The following is an 18,403-nucleotide window of genomic DNA, read 5'->3' on the forward strand; positions in this document are numbered from 1 at the left end:
GAAGAGCGGTAATAATCAAGAAATCTGCAGACAACAGCGGCCGGAAGTCCAAACATTCCCCGTAGTTACGACCAGACCCAATATAAAAATCTATAGCTTATATAGTTGTATCCATTGCAGTTAAAAAGATGTTTTATTCAATTTTTTGGGTGATAGTTGTATTCTGTACAGTTAAAAAATAGCAGACGCGTACTTTTGGGTGGATACCGCCTATCTAATTGTACAGAGTGCAATTAAAATGGATTTTCCGGCAAAATCCTCACTTTTAGTTGTACGAAATGCAGTTAAGGCTTGGATTTCCGCCCATAGACCATACATTCTATACGCCTACGTCTTCTGCAGATCAAGCAGCTTCTGAACGAACACACTAACCGCCATACCTGCCGGATTGTCCTTGTGCCGGATGATCAGAAATTCCCGTTCAAGCAGTCTCCGCCATAGCCGTAGTTCGCTGAGTTCACCGCCGGCCAGTTCCTTGCGCACAATCCATCTCGACACCATACCCAGTCCCAGACCGGCAGAGACCGCTTCCTTAACACCTTGACTGCTGTTGAACACATAGGTCCGTTTGACGGAAATACCCGACGCCTCCAAAAAATGATCACTAAAGGCACGGGTGCCTGAGCCATGCTCCCGCAGCACCCATATCTGATCCTGCAGCATACGGTTCTCGACCATGATGTTGTTCGCAAGGGGATGCCCGGCGGGAGCGATAACGATCATTTCGTCCTTCATATAGGGAATGATCGTCAGATCCGCATCTTCGGTCTCCCCTTCAATAAAGCCAACATCCAGTACATTCGCTCTTACAGACGCAATGATTTCCTCGGTATTTCCAATCGTTACCTGAAGATTGACTTGCGGATATTGCTTGGCAAATTCAGCAAGTCTGGCAGGCAGAATGTACTCTCCGATGGTGAAGCTGGCCCCGATGTGGAGGTTTCCCGTGACTTCGTGCTGCAGTAGCCTGATCTCTCTGTCAGCCTCTTCATAATGGGAAAGAATCTGCTTGGCATGTCTATAGAGAATTGTTCCGGCTTCTGTCATGCGCACCTGTTTGGGGGAGCGGTGCAGCAGCTTCGTTCCCAGTTCATTTTCCAAATTGCGGATATGCAGACTTACCCCGGGCTGTGACAGGTTCAGCAGCTCACCGGCTTTGGAGAAATGGCTTTGCTCTACCACCGTTACAAACACCCTCAATGCATCGACAATCATAACAATACCTCATTTTTCTTCGAGTTTTCAGGCATATTCTATAATATATTACCTAATGTAACACACGTTAGCCGGTTAATCATAAGTATTTGTAATGATACAAATAGTAAACCCGTATTTCACTTCCCCGTCTGGCGCTCTTATAGTGAAGCTATAGAGAGTTAGCCGCCACGTGCGGCGGATGGAGGGTGAAGTGAATGAATCACGCACACAAGCTGTATCACAGTACATTTAGACATGGAGGGTTTATCCAGGGAATCGCAATTACTCTGGTGATTGCTGTTGCGGCCAAATTTTTAGCCTTGCTGCCGTTCTTAAGCATTATGGGACAGTTGGTGCTGGCGATTCTGCTGGGTATGGCGGTGAGAGCAGTCGTTGCTGTGCCGCAGAAGGCGATGGCAGGGATCCAATTTTCAGGTAAAAGCTTGCTGCGGGCGGGTATCATTCTGCTCGGGATGCGGCTGAACCTTTATGACATAGCTGCGGCGGGGCCTAAAGTATTGGCCATTGCCGCAATCAATATTATTTTCACCTTGTTCACTGTCTATGGATTGACGAAATGGCTGAAGATAGACAGAAGGATCAGCCTGCTGACCGCCTGCGGAACAGCAATTTGCGGTGCGGCGGCGGTTGCGGCGATTGCTCCGCAAATTAAGGCAACGGACAATGAAACGGCTGTGGGTGCAGCGACGGTGGCGATTCTAGGGACGATTTTCACACTGATCTATACAGTGATTTATCCGATTACGGGTCTTAGCCCGTCTGGCTACGGTATCTTTGCGGGAGGTACACTTCATGAAGTGGCTCACGTGATCGCTGCTGCTGCGCCAGCCGGAAAAGATGCTGCTGATTTGGCAGTGATTGTCAAGCTGACCCGCGTGGCCCTGCTTGTTCCCGTAGCGATTCTATTAGGAAGCTGGGAAAGATACCGGGAGCGCAGACAGGAGCGCCGAAGTGCAGAGGAGGCAGTGGAAGCAAGCGGCAGGAAGGACGGAAAACGGATCGAGTGGAGCAAGCTTCCGGTTCCGTGGTTCATTTTGGGGTTTCTTTTGATGAGCGGCATTAACACATTGGGCATCCTCCCGGCGGGCATCACTGCGGATATGATCGTACTAGCTTATTTATTACTGGGCATGGCAATGGCGGGAATGGGGCTTGGCGTGGATATGAAGACCTTTGGCAGAATGGGTAAAAAGCCATTTCTTGCCGGGCTCATCGGCTCAGTGCTGCTGTCCTTGCTGGGATTTACGCTGGTGCATGTATTGGGATTGGCATAGTATTTCTTCAGAATAAATTCAGAATTCCCGTTACTTTTTCTACAGATAGTTCAGCTAAAATAAGTGAATGGGTTGAAGAGAAGACTGTATTTTTGCAGATTCCGTTCTTGGCAATCTTTATCGTTCCCTCTATCCTGTGGTACCCTTATATTGGAAGCATGATGGGCGTAATTCAAAAAGGAGTCCTGCGGAGTGAAGAAAATTAATATCCTGGTTGTCGATGACGACAGTGAGATCAGGGATGTGCTGCATGTATATTTACGGAATGAAGGATACACTGTCATGGAAGCAGAGGATGGATTGCAGGCTCTGAAGATTCTTGAGCAGAATGAAATTCATCTGATCCTTCTCGACATTATGATGCCCAGCCTGGATGGGATTGCCGCGTGTCTCCGCATTCGGGAGCAGTTTGATATTCCGATTATTATGCTGTCTGCCAAGGAAGAAACGCTGGATAAAATTACGGGTCTGTCTGTAGGAGCAGATGATTACGTCACGAAGCCGTTTAATCCGCTGGAGCTGATGGCAAGAGTGAAGGCTCAAATCAGGAGGCAAAAGCTGCTTGCTCCTCAGGAGAACAGCAAAGCGGAAATCCGCATTGGCGAGCTGGTGATCAACAAAAACCGGCATTCCGTCGAGGTGGGCGGTACATCGGTATCCTTAACGCCAATTGAGTTTTCCATTCTGGAACTGCTCGCCTCACACTGCGGGCAGGTGTTCAGTGTGGATATGATCTACCAGAGCGTGTGGAAGGAGAACACCGCCTTTTACTCGGAGAATACAGTAATGGTTCATATCCGCAATATCCGCGAGAAGATTGAAATCTCACCCAGAGAACCCCGGTACATCAAAACTATATGGGGAGTAGGATATAAAATTGAAAAATAAAGGGTACAGACGCATGTCTGGAACACATAACATGCGTTTCCGGCTGATCCTGTTCTTATATATCAGTATTGTGGTTGGAATTGCTGTATCCGCTGTGATCCCGCGAACCACCATATACTACCTGGATTTGATTGTTGTAATCCTATCGTTTGTTATTCCGTCCTTTTTCGTCTTTTTCCTGCTGACACGTAATATCATCCGTTATGTGTTCAAGCTGACCGCTGGACTAGCGACCATTGCGCAGGGCAACCTGCATTACCGGATTGATGAGGTACGAAAGGATGAGCTCGGGGCTATTGCAAGCAACATTAACAGTATGGCTGAGAAGCTGGAGGAGCAGATCAACCGCGAACGGCGGCTGGAGCAGGGCAAGCTTGAATTAATAACAGGGGTCTCGCATGATCTGAGGACGCCTCTCACAAGCATCATCGGCTACCTGGATTTGCTGAAAGGCAAAGCTTATCTGGATCAGGAAGAGCATGACCGCTTTGTCGGCAATACCTACAACAAAGCGGTCCAATTAAAGCTGTTGATAGATGGTTTATTTGAATATACAAGATTGACTACACAAGAGCTGAAGCTGAATACCTTTCCTGTGGATTTGGGCGGAATGCTGAAGCAGCTGCTGGTTGAAATGGAACCCATAGCCAAAGAAAATCAGGTGACGCTGCAAGCGCACTTCACAACAGATTCGTTAATTGCCGAGATTGATCCCGATATGATCAAGCGGGCGATAGATAACCTGCTGATCAATGCGCTGAAATTCTCTCTAAAGCCCGGAAGTATTCAAGTGTCATTGAGTCTTCAAAAGGACGCAGCCCTCATTTCCGTTGAAAATGAAGGAAAACCGATCACCAAAGAGCAGGAAAAACAGCTCTTCGAACGTTTTTACAAAGCGGGCAACTCAGGAGGGGACGTACATAATATCCCTGCCGGTGCCGGGCTCGGATTGTCCATTGCCAGAAGTATTGCCGAGCTTCACGGAGGCGCGTTGAAATGTGTGTACTTTGATGGACATTTTACCTTTCTGATTGAGCTCCCCCTTACCTATTTGAAGTAATGCGGATATTTCTCCATCAGCATGCCCTGGTCGGCGATGGTCAGCGCCAGATGCTCCTGCATGATCTTGTCGGCCAGTCCGGCATCCCGTTCCTTAATGGCCTCATATAAATGAAGATGCTGCTGATACAGATGCTCCCAGTCATGATCAATCGCGAGTCTGAGCATCCGGCTCCGGTTCAAATGAACCTTGATCTGCTGAACAACCTCCAGCGTATTGATCTTGCCGCAGCCTTCAAAGATATTCCGGTGAAAATCCTCATCCAGCCGGAACATGGATTTGTAATCCTGCTCTTCAAGGCATACCCTCTGCATGGCTAAGTTCGTCTTCAGTTCCTTCAGCTTGTCCTCCGGGAAGGAGACACAGGCTTCACGGACCACCGCCCGCTCCAGATGCTCACGCATAAATCCGGCTTCTTCCACAAGCCCGGAATCAATCAGTGAGACGATTGTTCCACGCTGGGGATAAATCTCCAGCAGTCCTTCCTGCGCCAGGCGCACGAAGCTTTCTCTGACCGGTGTCCGGCTGACATTGAATTGAAGGGATATCTCTTTCTCCGAAATTGCCGTTCCCGGAGGCAGCTCTAGCTGAAGTATCCGGTTCTTCAGAGAATGATATACCGCATCGCGGGAGGAACCCGATTTTGTGTTTATTGTAATGTCCAAAACAGAACCCTCCTGTAGGAAATGAAGAAGCACTACCATACTACCATACTTGTATGGTAGTATGGTAGTGCTATGTAAGTTGAACTAACGAAAACATAAAAAGGGCAGAAGTGACGGAGGGGAAGTTTGGAACTGGAGGAGCGGTAGCGACCGCCTGAGAGCTTTCCGTAGGAAAGCTGGCATCGTAAGCATAGGCTGTCTGCGGATTTCCACCGCGAGAGCGGTATATAATCAAGAAATCTGCAGACAACAGCGGCCGGAAGTCCAAACATTCCCCGCAGTTACGACCAGACCCCAAAATGAAAATCTAAAGTTCAATTTATATAGTTAATTTGAGAAAAGTTGGAGGAGACCCCTGTGACTACACCTTTTATACATGACAATTGGCTGTTGCTGAACAAAAGTGCGCAAACTCTGTATCACGACTACGCGAAGGCTATGCCGATTTATGATTTTCACAGCCATCTGAACCCCGGGGAAATCAGCAGCAATAAAAGCTTCCGCAATATGACCGATCTCGCGCTGTCCGGCGACCATTATAAATGGCGGGCCTTGCGCTGGCTTGGAATCGAAGAACGCCTGATTACCGGAGATGCCCCGGATAAGGATAAATTTATGGTATGGGCACGTTCGGTACCTGAAATGCTGGGCAACCCGCTCTATCACTGGACGCATCTGGAATTGCTCCGTTATTTCGGCATTGATGAATTGCTGTCTGCAGAGAATGCGGAGAGTGTCTGGGAACGCTGCAATGAGCAACTGCAGGGGGATGGACTAACCACACAGGGAATTCTCAAGCGCTTCAATGTTGAGGTGGTATGCACCACGGATGATCCGATTGACTCGCTGGAGCATCACAGCCGTATTAAGGCAGATTCTGAAGTGAACACAGTAGTTGCTCCAACCTTCCGCCCGGACCGTGTGCTTGATATCCGTAACGAACAATTTGTTGGATATGTCAGACAACTGAGCGAGGTTAGCGGGATCGAGATCAGCAGCTATGCACAGTTCATGGAGGCTGTGGCAGCTAGAATGGATTATTTCCATAAGCACGGCTGCCGTTTATCGGATCAGGGCTTCGGCGAGCTTCCATTCGCTCATTCCACTGAGCATGAAGCTGCTTACATATTTGCCCGCGCACTCAAGAGGGAGGCACTCAGCGACGCTGAAGAGCAAAGGTTCCAAAGCTTCACCCTGCTGCAGCTTAGCCGCCTGTATCACGAACGCGGCTGGAGCATGCAGCTTCATATCGGTGCGCTCCGCAACAATAACTCACGGATGTTTGCCCAGAAGGGCAAGGACAGCGGCTACGATTCCATTCTGGATTTCAACATGGCACGGGAGCTGAACAGCCTGCTGAACGAGCTGGATCAGAGCGGCCAATTGCCGCAGACCATCGTGTACACTCTGAACCCGTCACAATATGAAATGATCGCTACAACGATTGGGAATTTCCAGGGAACAGGAGTAAAAGGCAAGGTGCAAATGGGCTCAGGCTGGTGGTTCCATGATCAGAAGGAGGGCATGCTGCAGCAGTTAAAAGCGCTCTCAAGCTTTGGCTTGATCAGTCCTTTTGTCGGAATGCTTACAGACTCCAGAAGCTTTCTTTCGTTTACGCGACATGAGTATTTCCGCCGCATTCTCTGCAATTTGTTCGGAACCTGGATTGAAGAGGGAGACCTCCCGCGCGACTACGCCTATGTAGGGCAGACGATAGAGAACATTTGCTATAACAATGCGCATGCTTATTTTGGCATCAAATAAGTTCGGTGCAACACTAATACACGCAGAAACGGATACCTTCCTAACGTGGAAAGGGTATCCGTTTTTTGTTTCTACCTGGTGCTGCTGCGGTAAGCCGAAGGGGAAACTCCGGTTGTTTTTTTGAAATATTTCGAGAAATGGGCCAGCTCCATGCCTACCTGCTCGGCGATATCGGAGATGCTGAGGTCGGTGGAGGACAGCTTTTTCTTGGCTAATTCCATACGCTTGAGCTGTACGTACTGCATTGGGGGAACCCCCATAAATTTCTTGAAGTAGGGAATAAAATAGTTCGGATGCAGATGCACCAGCTCAGCCAGCTCCTCTACCTCCATAGGCTGCTTCAGCCGCTGGTCAATGTACTGCAGCACATTTGACAGCTTGCCTTGATCACTGGTATGCACCAGCTCACCGACGAAATCGGAGTATCCTCCTGCTTCCAGACACATGGCCAGCAAATTCAGCAAGGAGGCTTGAATCCGCAATGTGGCGAGAAAACCCTCGTCCTGAAACAGTGCGATCATCTCGTTGAAGATGTCCCTCACGGCATCCGGGTCGGCGGCATCGCTGATATAGAGCTTATTGGCAGAGTGGAACAGCGGCCATTCGCCGATTTGGGCGTCGAAATGGCAGAAATAACGCGCGTAGGGATTGGATGGGGAGGTTTCGGTAGTTTGTGTGGAGCCGGCAGGCATAATCATCAACTGCCCCGGCTTCGGATAATGGACAACCCCGTTAATAATCACCTTGCCTTCGCCGCTGTCAATAAAATATAACCGGTTAAAGGATGGCGTCTCGTTCGTGCGGTTCCAGCCGGGATAGCGGGTGCTAAGCTGGGCATGCGTGACGGTCACGTTCAAATTCTGCAGCAGGCGTCCGGTCAAATTGCCTAAATGATCCATAGTGCAGCTCCTTTGTGGAAGTCTATTTCCAGTATACCGCTTTCATTTAACTAAAACATCTTATTTATATACAAAAACACCTTAATTACGGTCATGTTCACAATTTGAAAATCAGGTTATCCTCATAACATAAGCTCGTATTGGGAGGGATTTAGAAGATGGCAAAAGTGCGTTACGGCATTATTGGGGTCGGCAATATGGGCCGGGCCCATGCCTTAAGTCTGCTGGGTGATGTAAAAGGGGCGGAACTATCCGCAGTCTGCGATATCAGCCCTGAGCGGCTGGAGTGGGCTTCCGAGCATCTGCCGGAACAGATCAGGCGTTACAGCACAGCGGCAGAGCTGTTCGAATCGCAAAGCGTTGACGCTGTATTGATCTCCACCCCGCATTATGATCATCCGCCGCTGGCGATTGAGGCACTACGGCATGGGCTTCATGTTCTGATCGAAAAACCCGCAGGTGTGTACACGCAGGCTGTGCAGGAGATGAATGACGTCGCTGCTAAGACGGACCGAAAATTCGGCATTATGTACAACCAGCGGACGAATCCGCTCTACCAGAAGCTGCGGGAGCTGATCCAATCGGGAGAGCTAGGAGAAATCCGGCGCACGAACTGGATTATTACGAACTGGTACAGATCGCAGAATTATTACGACTCGGGGGGCTGGCGGGCGACCTGGGCAGGAGAGGGTGGCGGAGTACTGCTGAACCAGGACCCGCATCAGCTCGATCTCTGGCAGTGGACAACGGGAATGATGCCGAAGCGCATCCGGGCTTTTTGCCATTTCGGAAAATACCGCAAGATCGAGGTAGAGGATGATGTAACCGCGTATGTCGAATATCCGAATGGGGCAACCGGCCTGTTCGTCACGACGACTGGTGAAGCGCCGGGTACGAACCGCTTTGAAATTAACGGCGACAACGGAAAAATCGTCATTGAAGACGGAAAGCTGACCTTCTGGCGGCTGCGCACACCGGAGCCGGTTTTTAACGCAGAGTTTACCGGCGGCTTCGGGGCACCGGAGTGCTGGAAATGCGAGATCCCCGTAGCAGAGGGCGGAGGGGAGCAGCATGTAGGCATCCTTCGTAATTTTACGAACGCTATTCTGCATAACGAGCCTTTGCTCGCTCCTGGGGAAGAAGGCATCCTCGGCCTGACCCTCTCCAATGCCATGTATCTGTCCGCCTGGACAGACAACTGGGTGGATTTGCCGATCAATAGTGAGCTGTTTCACGAGAAGCTTATGGAGAAGGTGCGGCAGTCCACTTTTAAGAAAGCGGTTGCCGGGCAGAAAACGCTGGACGTAACCGGAACACATTAAGATAAGGCTTGTCCGATAAAACTCTCAAGGAGTGAAACAATCTATGAAATCTTCAACCATTGCTGCACAAATGTATACCCTGCGGGAATTCACCCAGACGGCGGAAGACCTGAGAGCAAGCTTCCTGAAGCTGCGGGACATCGGCTATAAAGCGGTGCAAATATCGGCAATTGGCCCAATTGATCCTCAGCTGGTTAAGCAATATGCCGATGAAGCCGGTCTTGTGATTTGTGCAACTCATGTCTCTTGGGACCGGCTGGTGAATGATCTTGATGCGCTGGCCGCAGAGCACAAGCTGTGGAACTGCAAATATATCGGCCTGGGCGGCTTACCCGAAGAATACCGAACCAGTCAGGAAGGCTACCGCAGCTTTGCCCGCAAAGCATCCGAAATTGCTCATGTTCTGAAGGAGAAGCATGGTCTGCAGTTTGTGTATCACAATCATGATTTTGAATTTGAGCGGCTGGACGGGATAACCGGACTTGAGCTGCTGCTGCAGGAGACCGATCCTGACAGCTTCGGCTTCGAGCTGGATTTATATTGGGTCCAAGCCGGAGGCGGCAGTCCGGTGGATTGGATACATAAGGTGAAGGGCAGAATGCAGGTGGTGCATTTCAAGGATATGGCCAATATCGCCAGACAGCCGGTGTTCGCTGAAATTGGTGAAGGGAACATGAACTACGAAGCTATTATTGCAGCCTGCCGCGAGACAGGTGTGGAGTGGTTTGTTGTAGAGCAGGATGAATGCCGGCGGGATCCTTTTGAGAGTCTGGCAATCAGCCTGAAGTATCTGCATACGCAGCTATAAGCTTTTTAATCAGATTCGGGAGGGATCGTCAGGTGAGCCGTAAAGATGGAATGAATTACGCCCCCAAGCATGAGGCTAAACCGGTAGTGGGGCCGGGAGAATTCGTATTTGCCGCAATGGCGCTGGACCACGGGCATATCTATGGAATGTGCAATGGACTGGTGGAAGCGGGAGCACAATTGAAATGGGTCTTTGACCCTGACGAAGCTAAGGTAAAAGCCTTCACAGCCGCATTTCCGGGTGTCCGGGCTGCCCGCAGTGCGGAAGAGATTCTGGAGGACCCGGCTGTCCGCCTGGTGGCTGCTGCTGCCGTTCCTTCGGAGAGAGGCGCGCTTGGCATTAAAGTGATGGCTCACGGCAAGGATTATTTTACGGATAAAGGCCCCTTTACTGCGATGGATCAGCTGCATGCGGCCCGGCTCCAGGCTGAGCGTACGAAGCAAAAATATATGGTGTATTACAGCGAACGTCTGCATGTGGAGAGTGCGGTCTACGCCGGACAATTGATCCGCCAGGGGGCGATTGGCCGTGTGCTTCAGGTGATCGGGATGGGACCGCATCGCCTGAATGCTCCAAGCCGTCCCGATTGGTTCTTCCAGCGGGAGAAGTATGGCGGGATTCTCTGTGATATCGGCAGCCATCAGATCGAACAGTTTCTCTTTTACAGCGGCTGCCGGGACGCCAAGGTGCTGCACAGCAAGGTTGCCAATTACAATCACGCCGCCTACCCGGAGCTGGAGGATTTTGGGGATGCGACGCTGGCGGGAGATAATGGGGCAACCCAATATTTTCGCGTGGATTGGTTCACTCCAGAGGGTCTTGGCACGTGGGGGGACGGCCGCACAACAATTTTGGGTACAGATGGAAATATAGAGCTGCGCAAATACACTGATATTGCCCGTTCAAGCACAACGGATCATGTGTTTTGGGTAGATGGCGAGGGTGAGCATTATGAGCACGTGGCCGGAAAGGTCGGCTATCCATTTTTCGGAGAGCTTATTCTGGACTGTCTGCAGCGCACAGAGCTGGCCATGTCTCAGGCACATGTCTTCAAGGCGGCAGAGCTGTGCCTGGAGGCACAGGCCCAAGCGCTCAATCTTACCCCGGATACGTTAAAATAATCGGAAGGTGAACTGGATGAGTACACTCGGAGCAGCCATCATCGGCTGTGGTTCGATTGCTCCTTTGCATGCTAAAGCGGTTGCATCAATGGAAGGAGCAAAACTTGTAGCCGTTGCCGACAGCCAACCGGAGCATGCGGAGCAATTTGCCAAGGAATACGGCGGGGAAGCCGTCTATAACTATACAGAACTTCTCGACAGGGCGGACATTGACATTGTCCATATCTGTACACCGCATTATCAACACGCGCAGATGGCGATTGATTTCCTGCGGGCTGGTAAACAGGTGCTGACGGAGAAGCCGATGGCTGTTGACGTTCCATCCGCCATGCGAATGGCAGAAGCCGCGATGGTCAGCAAAGGACAGCTGGGCGTAGTTTTTCAGAACCGCTATAATGACTCCTCTGTGCGGATTAGGCAGATGATTGATTCGGGCATACTTGGCGGGCTGCGCTGTATGAAGGGGATTGTGACCTGGCAACGAAACGAAGCTTACTATAGGGACAGCCCCTGGAGAGGAAAATGGGCTACGGAAGGCGGCGGTGTGCTGATCAACCAGACGATCCATACACTAGATTTGCTGCAGTGGTTCGGCGGCGAAATAGCTTCCGTAAAAGGGAGTGTGACCACCGATGTGCTGGATGGTGTAATCGAGGTCGAGGACACGGCGCATGCCTGCATTCAATTCACAAATAAGGTGCGCGGCCTATTCTACGGGACCAATGCGTATCTGGTGAATTCTCCAGTCGAACTGGAGCTTGTTTTCGAGCAGGGCACGCTGCATCAGCGCAGGGACTGCCTGTATCTTTGGAAGGACGGACATGAAACGCTGTTATGTGAACCTTCCTCCGCCAAGGTTGAAGGCAAGTCCTACTGGGGCACAGGTCACCAGCGGTTGATTCATGACTTCTATACCCACATCCGCAAAGGCCGGCATTTCTGGATTGACGGCACCGAGGGAATAAAAGCACTGCAGGTGATTGCCGGGATATACCAGTGCAGCGCAAACGCCAGTTCCAAGTCCGCAAATTGACTTTCAACCACCATCGGAGACTCATATTGCAATAATATACGCCAGGCCTATGATTATGTCTAGGGGCTTGGCGTTTTCCTCTGAACAACCTTCTTTAACTATTTTACACCCGCTTTTTATACACTCTCATTGCAAAAAAATACGCTACGAGCAAAATCCCAACACACCACGCAAGAGCAACCCATATATCATTGCCCACCGGCTGATCTGACAGCAGCGCACGAATGGCTTCCACTATCGCGGTCACCGGCTGGTTGTCGGCAAAGGCGCGAACGGCTGATGGCATTGACTCGGTTGGCACAAACGCTGAGCTGATAAAGGGGAGGAAGATAATCGGGTAGGAAAAGGCGCTTGCGCCATCAACTGATTTGGCGGACAGTCCGGCAATCGCCGCGACCCAAGTTAATGCCAGTGTGAACAGCATGAGGATGCCGGCTACTGCAAGCCATGGCAGAAGTCCCGCCGATGAACGAAAGCCTATAACGAGCGCTACTAGAATGATGACGGCAACCGAAATCGCATTGGATACCAGCGAGGTCAGCACATGTCCCCACAACGCGGCCGAACGTGCGATTGGCATGGAACGAAACCGTTCGAAGATTCCCCGCTGCATATCCATAAACAGGCGGTAGGACGTATAGGAGATCCCGCTTGCAATCGCAATCAGCAGGATGCCGGGCAGCAGGTAATTCACATAGTTATCCGTGCTCGTACGAATCGCGCCGCCGAACACATAAACGAACAGCAGCATAAACGCAATCGGCATGATGGTGACCGTGATGATGGTGTCCATGCTGCGGGTAATATGGCGCATGGAACGTCCAAGCATAACGCCCATGTCGCTGAAAAAGTATCTCTTTGCCGCTTCCATTTATTTTTCCTCCTTCTTGCCGATGATTGCGAGGAAGATTTCCTCCAGGCTCGGCTGTTTTTCAACATACTCCACCTTTGCGGGCGGGAACAGCTTTTTCAGGTCTTCAAGCGTGCCGCCTGCGATAATTCTGCCCTCATGCAAAATGGCAATTCGATCTGCAAGCTGTTCGGCTTCCTCCAAATATTGCGAGGTCAGGAATACCGTCGTGCCATTATTAGCAAGCTCTTTGACCGTCTTCCAAACCTCAATGCGTGCTTCAGGGTCAAGCCCGGTGGTCGGCTCGTCGAGGAAAATGATCTGCGGTTTTCCCGCAAGGCTCATGGCGATATCGAGCCTGCGGCGCATACCCCCCGAATAGGTGGAAACCCTGCGGCCGGCGGCGTCGGTCAGGCCGAAGCGGTCCAGTAAATCATCCGCGATTTGATGCGGGTTTTTGAGGTGCCGCAGCTTGGCGATCATGATCAGATTTTCCCGTCCGGTCAATATCTCGTCCACGGCGGCGAATTGCCCGGTCAGGCTGATCGACTGCTGCACGCCGTCAGGCTGTGATACAACATCGAATCCGTTTACGGTGGCGGTTCCTCCATCCGGTTTCAGCAGCGTGGTTAGGATTTTGACAATCGTTGTCTTGCCCGCGCCGTTTCCGCCGAGCAGGGCGAAAATACTGCCTTTTTCCACCTCGAAATCAACGCCCTTTAGAACTTGCTGCTGCTTGTAGGACTTTTGCAGCCCGATCACTTGAATCGACTTGTTTTGCATATGTTCCCCTCCTTAAATAACCGTAACCTTTGACAAATCGGCTTCCATGCCTTTAAGGGCAGCATAGGTCAACTTATCCATCATCGCGCCGTCAAAGCAGACGGTTTTGATGGCACGGTAATACTTCTTGGAGAGGTACGACACAGGGAAAGACACATTTCTAAGTGTTGCGCCCTTAAAGGTAGCTTCATTCAGCGCCGACTTGTCAAACCTTACGCCGATGAAGGTTTGCCCGTCAAAATTGACTCCACCCAGATCGGAGTATTTGAACTCCACGCCGTCAAAGACACAGTTTTCAAAGATTGTTTTTCTTATGTCGGCCATGGTCAGCTTGACGTCGGTCAGTTTTACACCTGTGAATTTAGCTCCGTCTAGCCCCGATTTGCTGATGTTGGTACGTACAAGGATGGACTTATGGAAGCTCGCATGCGAAAGATCAAGGGTGGACAGGTTGCAATCAGTTAGATTTGCATTATCAAAAATGGCCTCACGCATATCGCTGCTTGCAAATGTGCTGCCCGTCAGGTCAGCGCCCGTAAAGTCGGCGCCAAGCAACGCGCTCCCTTCAAATTTTCCCTTATGCGCGATAACGCCCGCAAAGTCGCTTTTCGCCAGGTTGCTTCCGCTAAAGTTTGTCAGTACCTGCCGTTCCAGCGAGCGGGAGAGGTTAGCCACCTCTTGTACCGTTTGCTCAATGTCGCCGATACTGTCAATGGTCATTTCAAAAGCGGTTTCATCGTCCTTGCCCTCGGCTTTGAGTTCACGGAACCGCTCCTGCAAATCGGAAAGCAGGTCATTCTTTAATTCGGCGACGCTTTTTACCCCGTCGTATGGTGCGAAAACGCCGTTCAAATAGTTTGTCAATTTCTCATTCATAACATCGGGCCTCCTATAATAAGTTTTCAAGCACACGTTTTGCGTACTCCCAGTTGCTTTTGTTGCGGGCGTAAGCGTCCTTGCCTTTTTCGGTAATCCTAAAATATTTACGCCGTCCGCCCTGAGACTCATCGCCCCAATACCACTCAATATCACCATCCGCCTCAAGCCTGCGGACGCTGGAGTACATTGTGGCTTCCTTTAATTCATACTCACCACCCGAGCGCTCGGCAATCAGCTTGACAATCTCATAGCCGTAGCGGTCAGCTTCGGACAAGAGCCGTAAAATCATCGTATCAGTATGACCGCGCAGCAGGTCGGATGTGATTTTGTTCTCGCTCATACAATCACCTCCATATCCGCATGATACGATATACTACTGTGACTGTCAAGGTAGTGTTTTTATTATAATACTTTGTCTCAGCGAATACCGTCATCTTCTAAAAGTTCCGACTTTGATTTTTTGTTTGATGTTGCTCAGTTTTATAGGCTTCTGTATACTGATTCCAATGATAGACAGAGAGAGGGATACAGATTATGGAACAGGCAATGTTTGCGGGGGGCTGCTTCTGGTGTATGGTTACGCCTTTTGAGGAGCTGCCCGGAATTCACGGGATTGTCTCTGGTTATGCAGGAGGATTGGTAGAGAATCCAACCTACGAGCAGGTCAAGACCGGAACAACAGGACACTATGAGGTTGTGCAGATCACATATGATCCGTCGCTATTCCCGTATGAGAAGCTGCTGGAGCTGTTCTGGCCGCAGATTGATCCGACCGATGACGGAGGACAGTTTCAGGATAGGGGAACACAGTACCGGACAGCGGTATTTTACTATAGTGAAGAGCAGCGCCTGGCCGCCTTGGCTTCCCGGGAGCAGGTTGCAGCCAGCGGCAGATTTGAGGGACCTGTGGTTACAGAAATTCTGCCTGCACCGGTCTTTTACCGGGCTGAAGAATATCATCAGGACTATCACAAAAAGAATCCGAAGCACTATAAAGAGGACCGCGAGCAATCCGGACGCGACACCTTCATTGCGAAGCACTGGTAGGAAGAATTTCCAATTAGAAAAGCCTTATCTCTAGTTATTTGGAGAGATAAGGCTTTTTTTGCAGCAATCCATATGTGGTGATTGACTGAAAGAGGGAGAAGGAAGAGCATATTTTGTGCCACATTCTTTCTACATATTTATCCTGTACACTTCTATTGGATTCGCGAGAGCGGAGCAATGGGCATTAATGCAGGCCAAGCCGCCGGCGGTTTCCGTTGCCGGCTTGTTCCTGTTTTTCTATTCTATAAAAAAAGTTAAAATGAAATTGATATGCAGCTATTTGGTAAAGTGATGGAGGGAATTTTGGAACTGGAGGAGCGATAGCGTCCGCCTGAGAGCTTTCCGTAGGAAAGCTGGCTTCGGAAGCATAGGCTATGTTTGGATTTCTACCGCTATCGCGGTATACAATCAAGAAATCCAAACATAACAGCGGCCGGAAGTCCAAACATTCCCGGAGTCACGCCCCGCCAAATGCAAGCATTCTACTTCATTTTACACAAAGGGTGAACCACTTGCCAAAAGCACAGATTCTGATTGTAGACGACGAATGGAACATGCGCAATTTGCTGCGCATTTATTTGCAGAAGGAGGGTTTTGCCACACAGGAAGCGGCTACCGGGCATGAAGCGCTCAGTTTGGTGGAGAAGAACCCGTTTGATATGATTTTGCTGGATGTGATGATGCCGGATATGGATGGCTGGCAGGTGTGCCGTGCGGTCAGGGAGAAGGGGCAGGTTCCGATTCTCATGCTTACAGCGAGAACTGAAACGAAGGATAAGGTGCATGGGCTGGGCATCGGCGCTGATGACTATCTAACCAAACCCTTTGAACCGGAAGAGCTGCTTGCGCGGGTTCATTCGCTGCTGCGCCGCTCCGCCATGAGCCGGAATATGCACACACCGGCGGAACTGCTGGAGTATCCGGGGCTCAAAATCTATCCCGAAGCCCGCGAGGTGCAGATAGAAGGGCATAAGGTGGATTTTACCCTCAAGGAGTTCGATTTATTGACCATGCTCGCCCGAAGCGCCCAACGAGTATTCACCAGAGAGGATTTGGTTGAACGCCTGTGGGGAAATGATTACGGCGGAGAAACACGTGTCATTGATACTCACATCAAAAATATCCGCGAAAAGCTGCAAAAGGCGGGGCTGGAATACAATCCCGTACAAACCGTGTGGGGTTTAGGCTACAAATTTCAGATTCCCGGTACAACAGAATGAAAAACAACATCATCGGCTTCAAGCTCGGGCTTGTGATCATGTCGGTTTTTCTGATTGTATTGCTGTTTCTTGGCGCGGCCATAGACCGGATGTTCAGCAGCTTTTACTATAAAGAGATGAAGACGGAGACCGAGGAGCTGGCGTCCCACTTCACCGTAATGGCAGAGTCCAAAGATACCACGAAGGAACAGATGATGCGGACCTTTGCTGAATTTTCTAATGTGAGTATTTTTAACATTTCTCAGGATGGCAGTGTAACTATGCACTCCGGCACTCACGATTCCGCTGACCGTTCATTTATTCAAGCTGCGGATTTGCAGCGGATATTCTCCGGTTCAAGCGTAAGCGTAATGTACAAAGACCCCGCCGGACACCGCTATTTTATCACTGGACAACCCATATCAAGCGGAGGCACGATCAGCTCTGCACTATATGTAATGTCATCCACAGCAAGCATGGAGCAGTCGCTGGCTTCGGTGCGGGATATTCTTTTACTCTCGGGGGTAGGAGCTTTTGTGCTGGCTCTTGGCATCACCTGGATTCTGGCCAGAGTGCTTTCGCGTCCGCTGGTGCAGATGCAGAAGGCGACGCGCAAGATTGCGGCGGGGGATCTGGAGACCAGGCTGACGATCAGCGGCAACGATGAAATCGGGTTCCTGGCCGGAGCGATCAATGATTTGGCAGTCGATCTGCAGCGCTACAGGGACACAAGACAGGAGTTCCTGGCTAACATTTCTCATGAGCTGCGGACGCCAATTACTTATCTGCAAGGCTACGCCAAGGTAGTGAAAGGGGAAATGTACCAGACTGAAGAGGAAAAAAATCTGTATCTCGACATCATTGACCAGGAAGCGCACCGCATTCAGCATTTGGTGGACGATCTGTTTGAGCTGGCGAAGATGGAGGAGGGGAGAATTCCGCTGAATCTGGAGTGGGTTGAGCTGGGGCAAATCGTGGACCAGGCCGTACGCAAAGTGGAGTTAACCGCCAAGGAAAAAGCGCTTAAGCTTACAGTAAGTTACAGCGGACAAGCTGCTGAAATTCGCGGGGACAGCAAACGTATGGAGCAAATTGTTATGAATCTGCTGGAAAATGCGGTCCGCTATACAGAAACCGGCGAGATCCGTGTGGAATTGAACTATACCGGCGATGCGGCTGTTTATATTGTTGAGGATACCGGAATCGGAATTCCTGAGGATGAGCTCCCGTATATTTTTGACCGCTTTTACCGGGTAGAGAAGTCGCGTTCGCGCCAGTATGGAGGCACCGGCCTGGGCCTTTCGATTGTAAACAAGCTTGTTGAGCTGCTTGGCGGAACCATCCGCATCACCAGCAAGGTTGGGTTCGGAACCCGATGTGAGGTCAGGTTCCCTGCCACGAAGGGAAATGATTAAATAAGAAAAGAGCGCCGATAAAAAGCGTTCTTTTTGCTCTTCTTGCTCTCTTCTCCCCCTACCTAGGAGGGGGAAATAAAAAACTTTGAAAAAGTGGAAGTAACGGAGGGGATTTTGGAACTGGAGGAGCGTCAGCGTCCGCCTTTATGTTTGGATTTCTACCGCTATCGCGGTATAC

Annotated in this window: 18 protein-coding genes; 11 read left to right on the forward strand and 7 right to left on the reverse strand. The window is 50.4% G+C overall.

The window, feature by feature from the left end; all coding sequences use genetic code 11:
* Nucleotides 1-327: 327 nt before the first annotated feature.
* Nucleotides 328-1,215, reverse strand: a complete 888-nt coding sequence (locus tag AC0LWN_RS01530) for a LysR family transcriptional regulator (protein ID WP_474662883.1) — start codon at nucleotides 1,213-1,215, stop codon at nucleotides 328-330.
* A gap of 197 nt (nucleotides 1,216-1,412) precedes the next feature.
* On the opposite strand from AC0LWN_RS01530, the gene AC0LWN_RS01535 reads away from it, so the two are divergent.
* The 3 genes from AC0LWN_RS01535 (at nucleotide 1,413) to AC0LWN_RS01545 (ending at nucleotide 4,440) form a co-directional block, all read left to right on the forward strand.
* On the forward strand, nucleotides 1,413-2,492 hold the full coding sequence (locus tag AC0LWN_RS01535) for a YeiH family protein (RefSeq protein ID WP_474662884.1): 1,080 nt from the start codon (nucleotides 1,413-1,415) through the stop codon (nucleotides 2,490-2,492).
* Between the two features lie 192 nt (nucleotides 2,493-2,684).
* Nucleotides 2,685-3,380 (forward strand): response regulator transcription factor, encoded by a 696-nt coding sequence (locus AC0LWN_RS01540; protein WP_474662885.1) that lies wholly within the window; start codon nucleotides 2,685-2,687, stop codon nucleotides 3,378-3,380.
* A 13-nt stretch (nucleotides 3,381-3,393) separates the two neighbouring features.
* Nucleotides 3,394-4,440, forward strand: a complete 1,047-nt coding sequence (locus AC0LWN_RS01545) for a HAMP domain-containing sensor histidine kinase (protein ID WP_474662886.1) — start codon at nucleotides 3,394-3,396, stop codon at nucleotides 4,438-4,440.
* On the opposite strand, the gene AC0LWN_RS01550 is transcribed toward AC0LWN_RS01545, so the two are convergent.
* Nucleotides 4,428-5,105 carry a GntR family transcriptional regulator gene (locus tag AC0LWN_RS01550; RefSeq protein WP_474662887.1) on the reverse strand — a complete coding sequence of 226 codons (678 nt, stop codon included), beginning with the start codon at nucleotides 5,103-5,105 and terminating at the stop codon, nucleotides 4,428-4,430. The genes AC0LWN_RS01545 and AC0LWN_RS01550 overlap by 13 nt on opposite strands.
* A gap of 357 nt (nucleotides 5,106-5,462) precedes the next feature.
* On the opposite strand from AC0LWN_RS01550, the gene uxaC reads away from it, so the two are divergent.
* Complete coding sequence (gene uxaC, locus AC0LWN_RS01555; RefSeq protein WP_474662888.1) at nucleotides 5,463-6,869, forward strand: glucuronate isomerase; 1,407 nt, start codon at nucleotides 5,463-5,465, stop codon at nucleotides 6,867-6,869.
* A gap of 71 nt (nucleotides 6,870-6,940) precedes the next feature.
* Here uxaC and AC0LWN_RS01560 read toward each other — a convergent pair whose 3' ends face one another.
* The gene (locus AC0LWN_RS01560) at nucleotides 6,941-7,768 is read right to left on the reverse strand and encodes an AraC family transcriptional regulator (RefSeq protein WP_474662889.1); all 828 of its coding nucleotides are present in this window, start codon (nucleotides 7,766-7,768) and stop codon (nucleotides 6,941-6,943) included.
* A gap of 158 nt (nucleotides 7,769-7,926) precedes the next feature.
* Here AC0LWN_RS01560 and AC0LWN_RS01565 point away from each other — a divergent pair, with 158 nt between their 5' ends.
* The 4 genes from AC0LWN_RS01565 to AC0LWN_RS01580 are packed head-to-tail and all read left to right on the forward strand — an operon-like array spanning nucleotide 7,927 to nucleotide 12,052.
* Nucleotides 7,927-9,090, forward strand: coding sequence for a Gfo/Idh/MocA family protein (locus AC0LWN_RS01565; protein WP_474662890.1), 1,164 nt, complete (start codon nucleotides 7,927-7,929; stop codon nucleotides 9,088-9,090).
* Nucleotides 9,091-9,133: 43 nt separating this feature from the next.
* On the forward strand, nucleotides 9,134-9,898 hold the full coding sequence (locus AC0LWN_RS01570) for a sugar phosphate isomerase/epimerase family protein (RefSeq protein ID WP_474662891.1): 765 nt from the start codon (nucleotides 9,134-9,136) through the stop codon (nucleotides 9,896-9,898).
* A 32-nt stretch (nucleotides 9,899-9,930) separates the two neighbouring features.
* Nucleotides 9,931-11,019: a Gfo/Idh/MocA family protein gene (locus tag AC0LWN_RS01575; protein WP_474662892.1), complete on the forward strand. Its 1,089-nt coding sequence runs from the start codon at nucleotides 9,931-9,933 to the stop codon at nucleotides 11,017-11,019.
* A gap of 16 nt (nucleotides 11,020-11,035) precedes the next feature.
* On the forward strand, nucleotides 11,036-12,052 hold the full coding sequence (locus tag AC0LWN_RS01580) for a Gfo/Idh/MocA family protein (protein ID WP_474662893.1): 1,017 nt from the start codon (nucleotides 11,036-11,038) through the stop codon (nucleotides 12,050-12,052).
* Between the two features lie 103 nt (nucleotides 12,053-12,155).
* Here AC0LWN_RS01580 and AC0LWN_RS01585 read toward each other — a convergent pair whose 3' ends face one another.
* The 4 genes from AC0LWN_RS01585 to AC0LWN_RS01600 are packed head-to-tail and all read right to left on the reverse strand — an operon-like array spanning nucleotide 12,156 to nucleotide 14,904.
* Complete coding sequence (locus AC0LWN_RS01585) at nucleotides 12,156-12,923, reverse strand: ABC transporter permease (RefSeq protein WP_474662894.1); 768 nt, start codon at nucleotides 12,921-12,923, stop codon at nucleotides 12,156-12,158.
* On the reverse strand, nucleotides 12,924-13,685 hold the full coding sequence (locus tag AC0LWN_RS01590; protein ID WP_474662895.1) for an ABC transporter ATP-binding protein: 762 nt from the start codon (nucleotides 13,683-13,685) through the stop codon (nucleotides 12,924-12,926). It abuts the gene before it with no gap.
* A gap of 12 nt (nucleotides 13,686-13,697) precedes the next feature.
* Nucleotides 13,698-14,561 carry a pentapeptide repeat-containing protein gene (locus AC0LWN_RS01595; RefSeq protein ID WP_474662896.1) on the reverse strand — a complete coding sequence of 288 codons (864 nt, stop codon included), beginning with the start codon at nucleotides 14,559-14,561 and terminating at the stop codon, nucleotides 13,698-13,700.
* 13 nt (nucleotides 14,562-14,574) lie between these two features.
* On the reverse strand, nucleotides 14,575-14,904 hold the full coding sequence (locus tag AC0LWN_RS01600) for a PadR family transcriptional regulator (RefSeq protein WP_458965352.1): 330 nt from the start codon (nucleotides 14,902-14,904) through the stop codon (nucleotides 14,575-14,577).
* Nucleotides 14,905-15,098: 194 nt separating this feature from the next.
* Here AC0LWN_RS01600 and msrA point away from each other — a divergent pair, with 194 nt between their 5' ends.
* The 3 genes from msrA to AC0LWN_RS01615 all read left to right on the forward strand — a co-directional run bounded on the left by msrA (nucleotide 15,099) and on the right by AC0LWN_RS01615 (nucleotide 18,225).
* A complete protein-coding gene (gene msrA / locus AC0LWN_RS01605) occupies nucleotides 15,099-15,611 on the forward strand; it encodes a peptide-methionine (S)-S-oxide reductase MsrA (protein ID WP_474662898.1) in 513 nt (170 codons plus the stop codon).
* Nucleotides 15,612-16,123: 512 nt separating this feature from the next.
* On the forward strand, nucleotides 16,124-16,831 hold the full coding sequence (locus AC0LWN_RS01610) for a response regulator transcription factor (protein WP_474662900.1): 708 nt from the start codon (nucleotides 16,124-16,126) through the stop codon (nucleotides 16,829-16,831).
* A complete protein-coding gene (locus tag AC0LWN_RS01615) occupies nucleotides 16,828-18,225 on the forward strand; it encodes a sensor histidine kinase (protein WP_474662901.1) in 1,398 nt (465 codons plus the stop codon). The genes AC0LWN_RS01610 and AC0LWN_RS01615 overlap by 4 nt, the downstream gene beginning before the upstream one ends.
* Nucleotides 18,226-18,403: the final 178 nt, after the last annotated feature.

Source organism: Paenibacillus sp. sgz302115, from assembly GCF_056120445.1.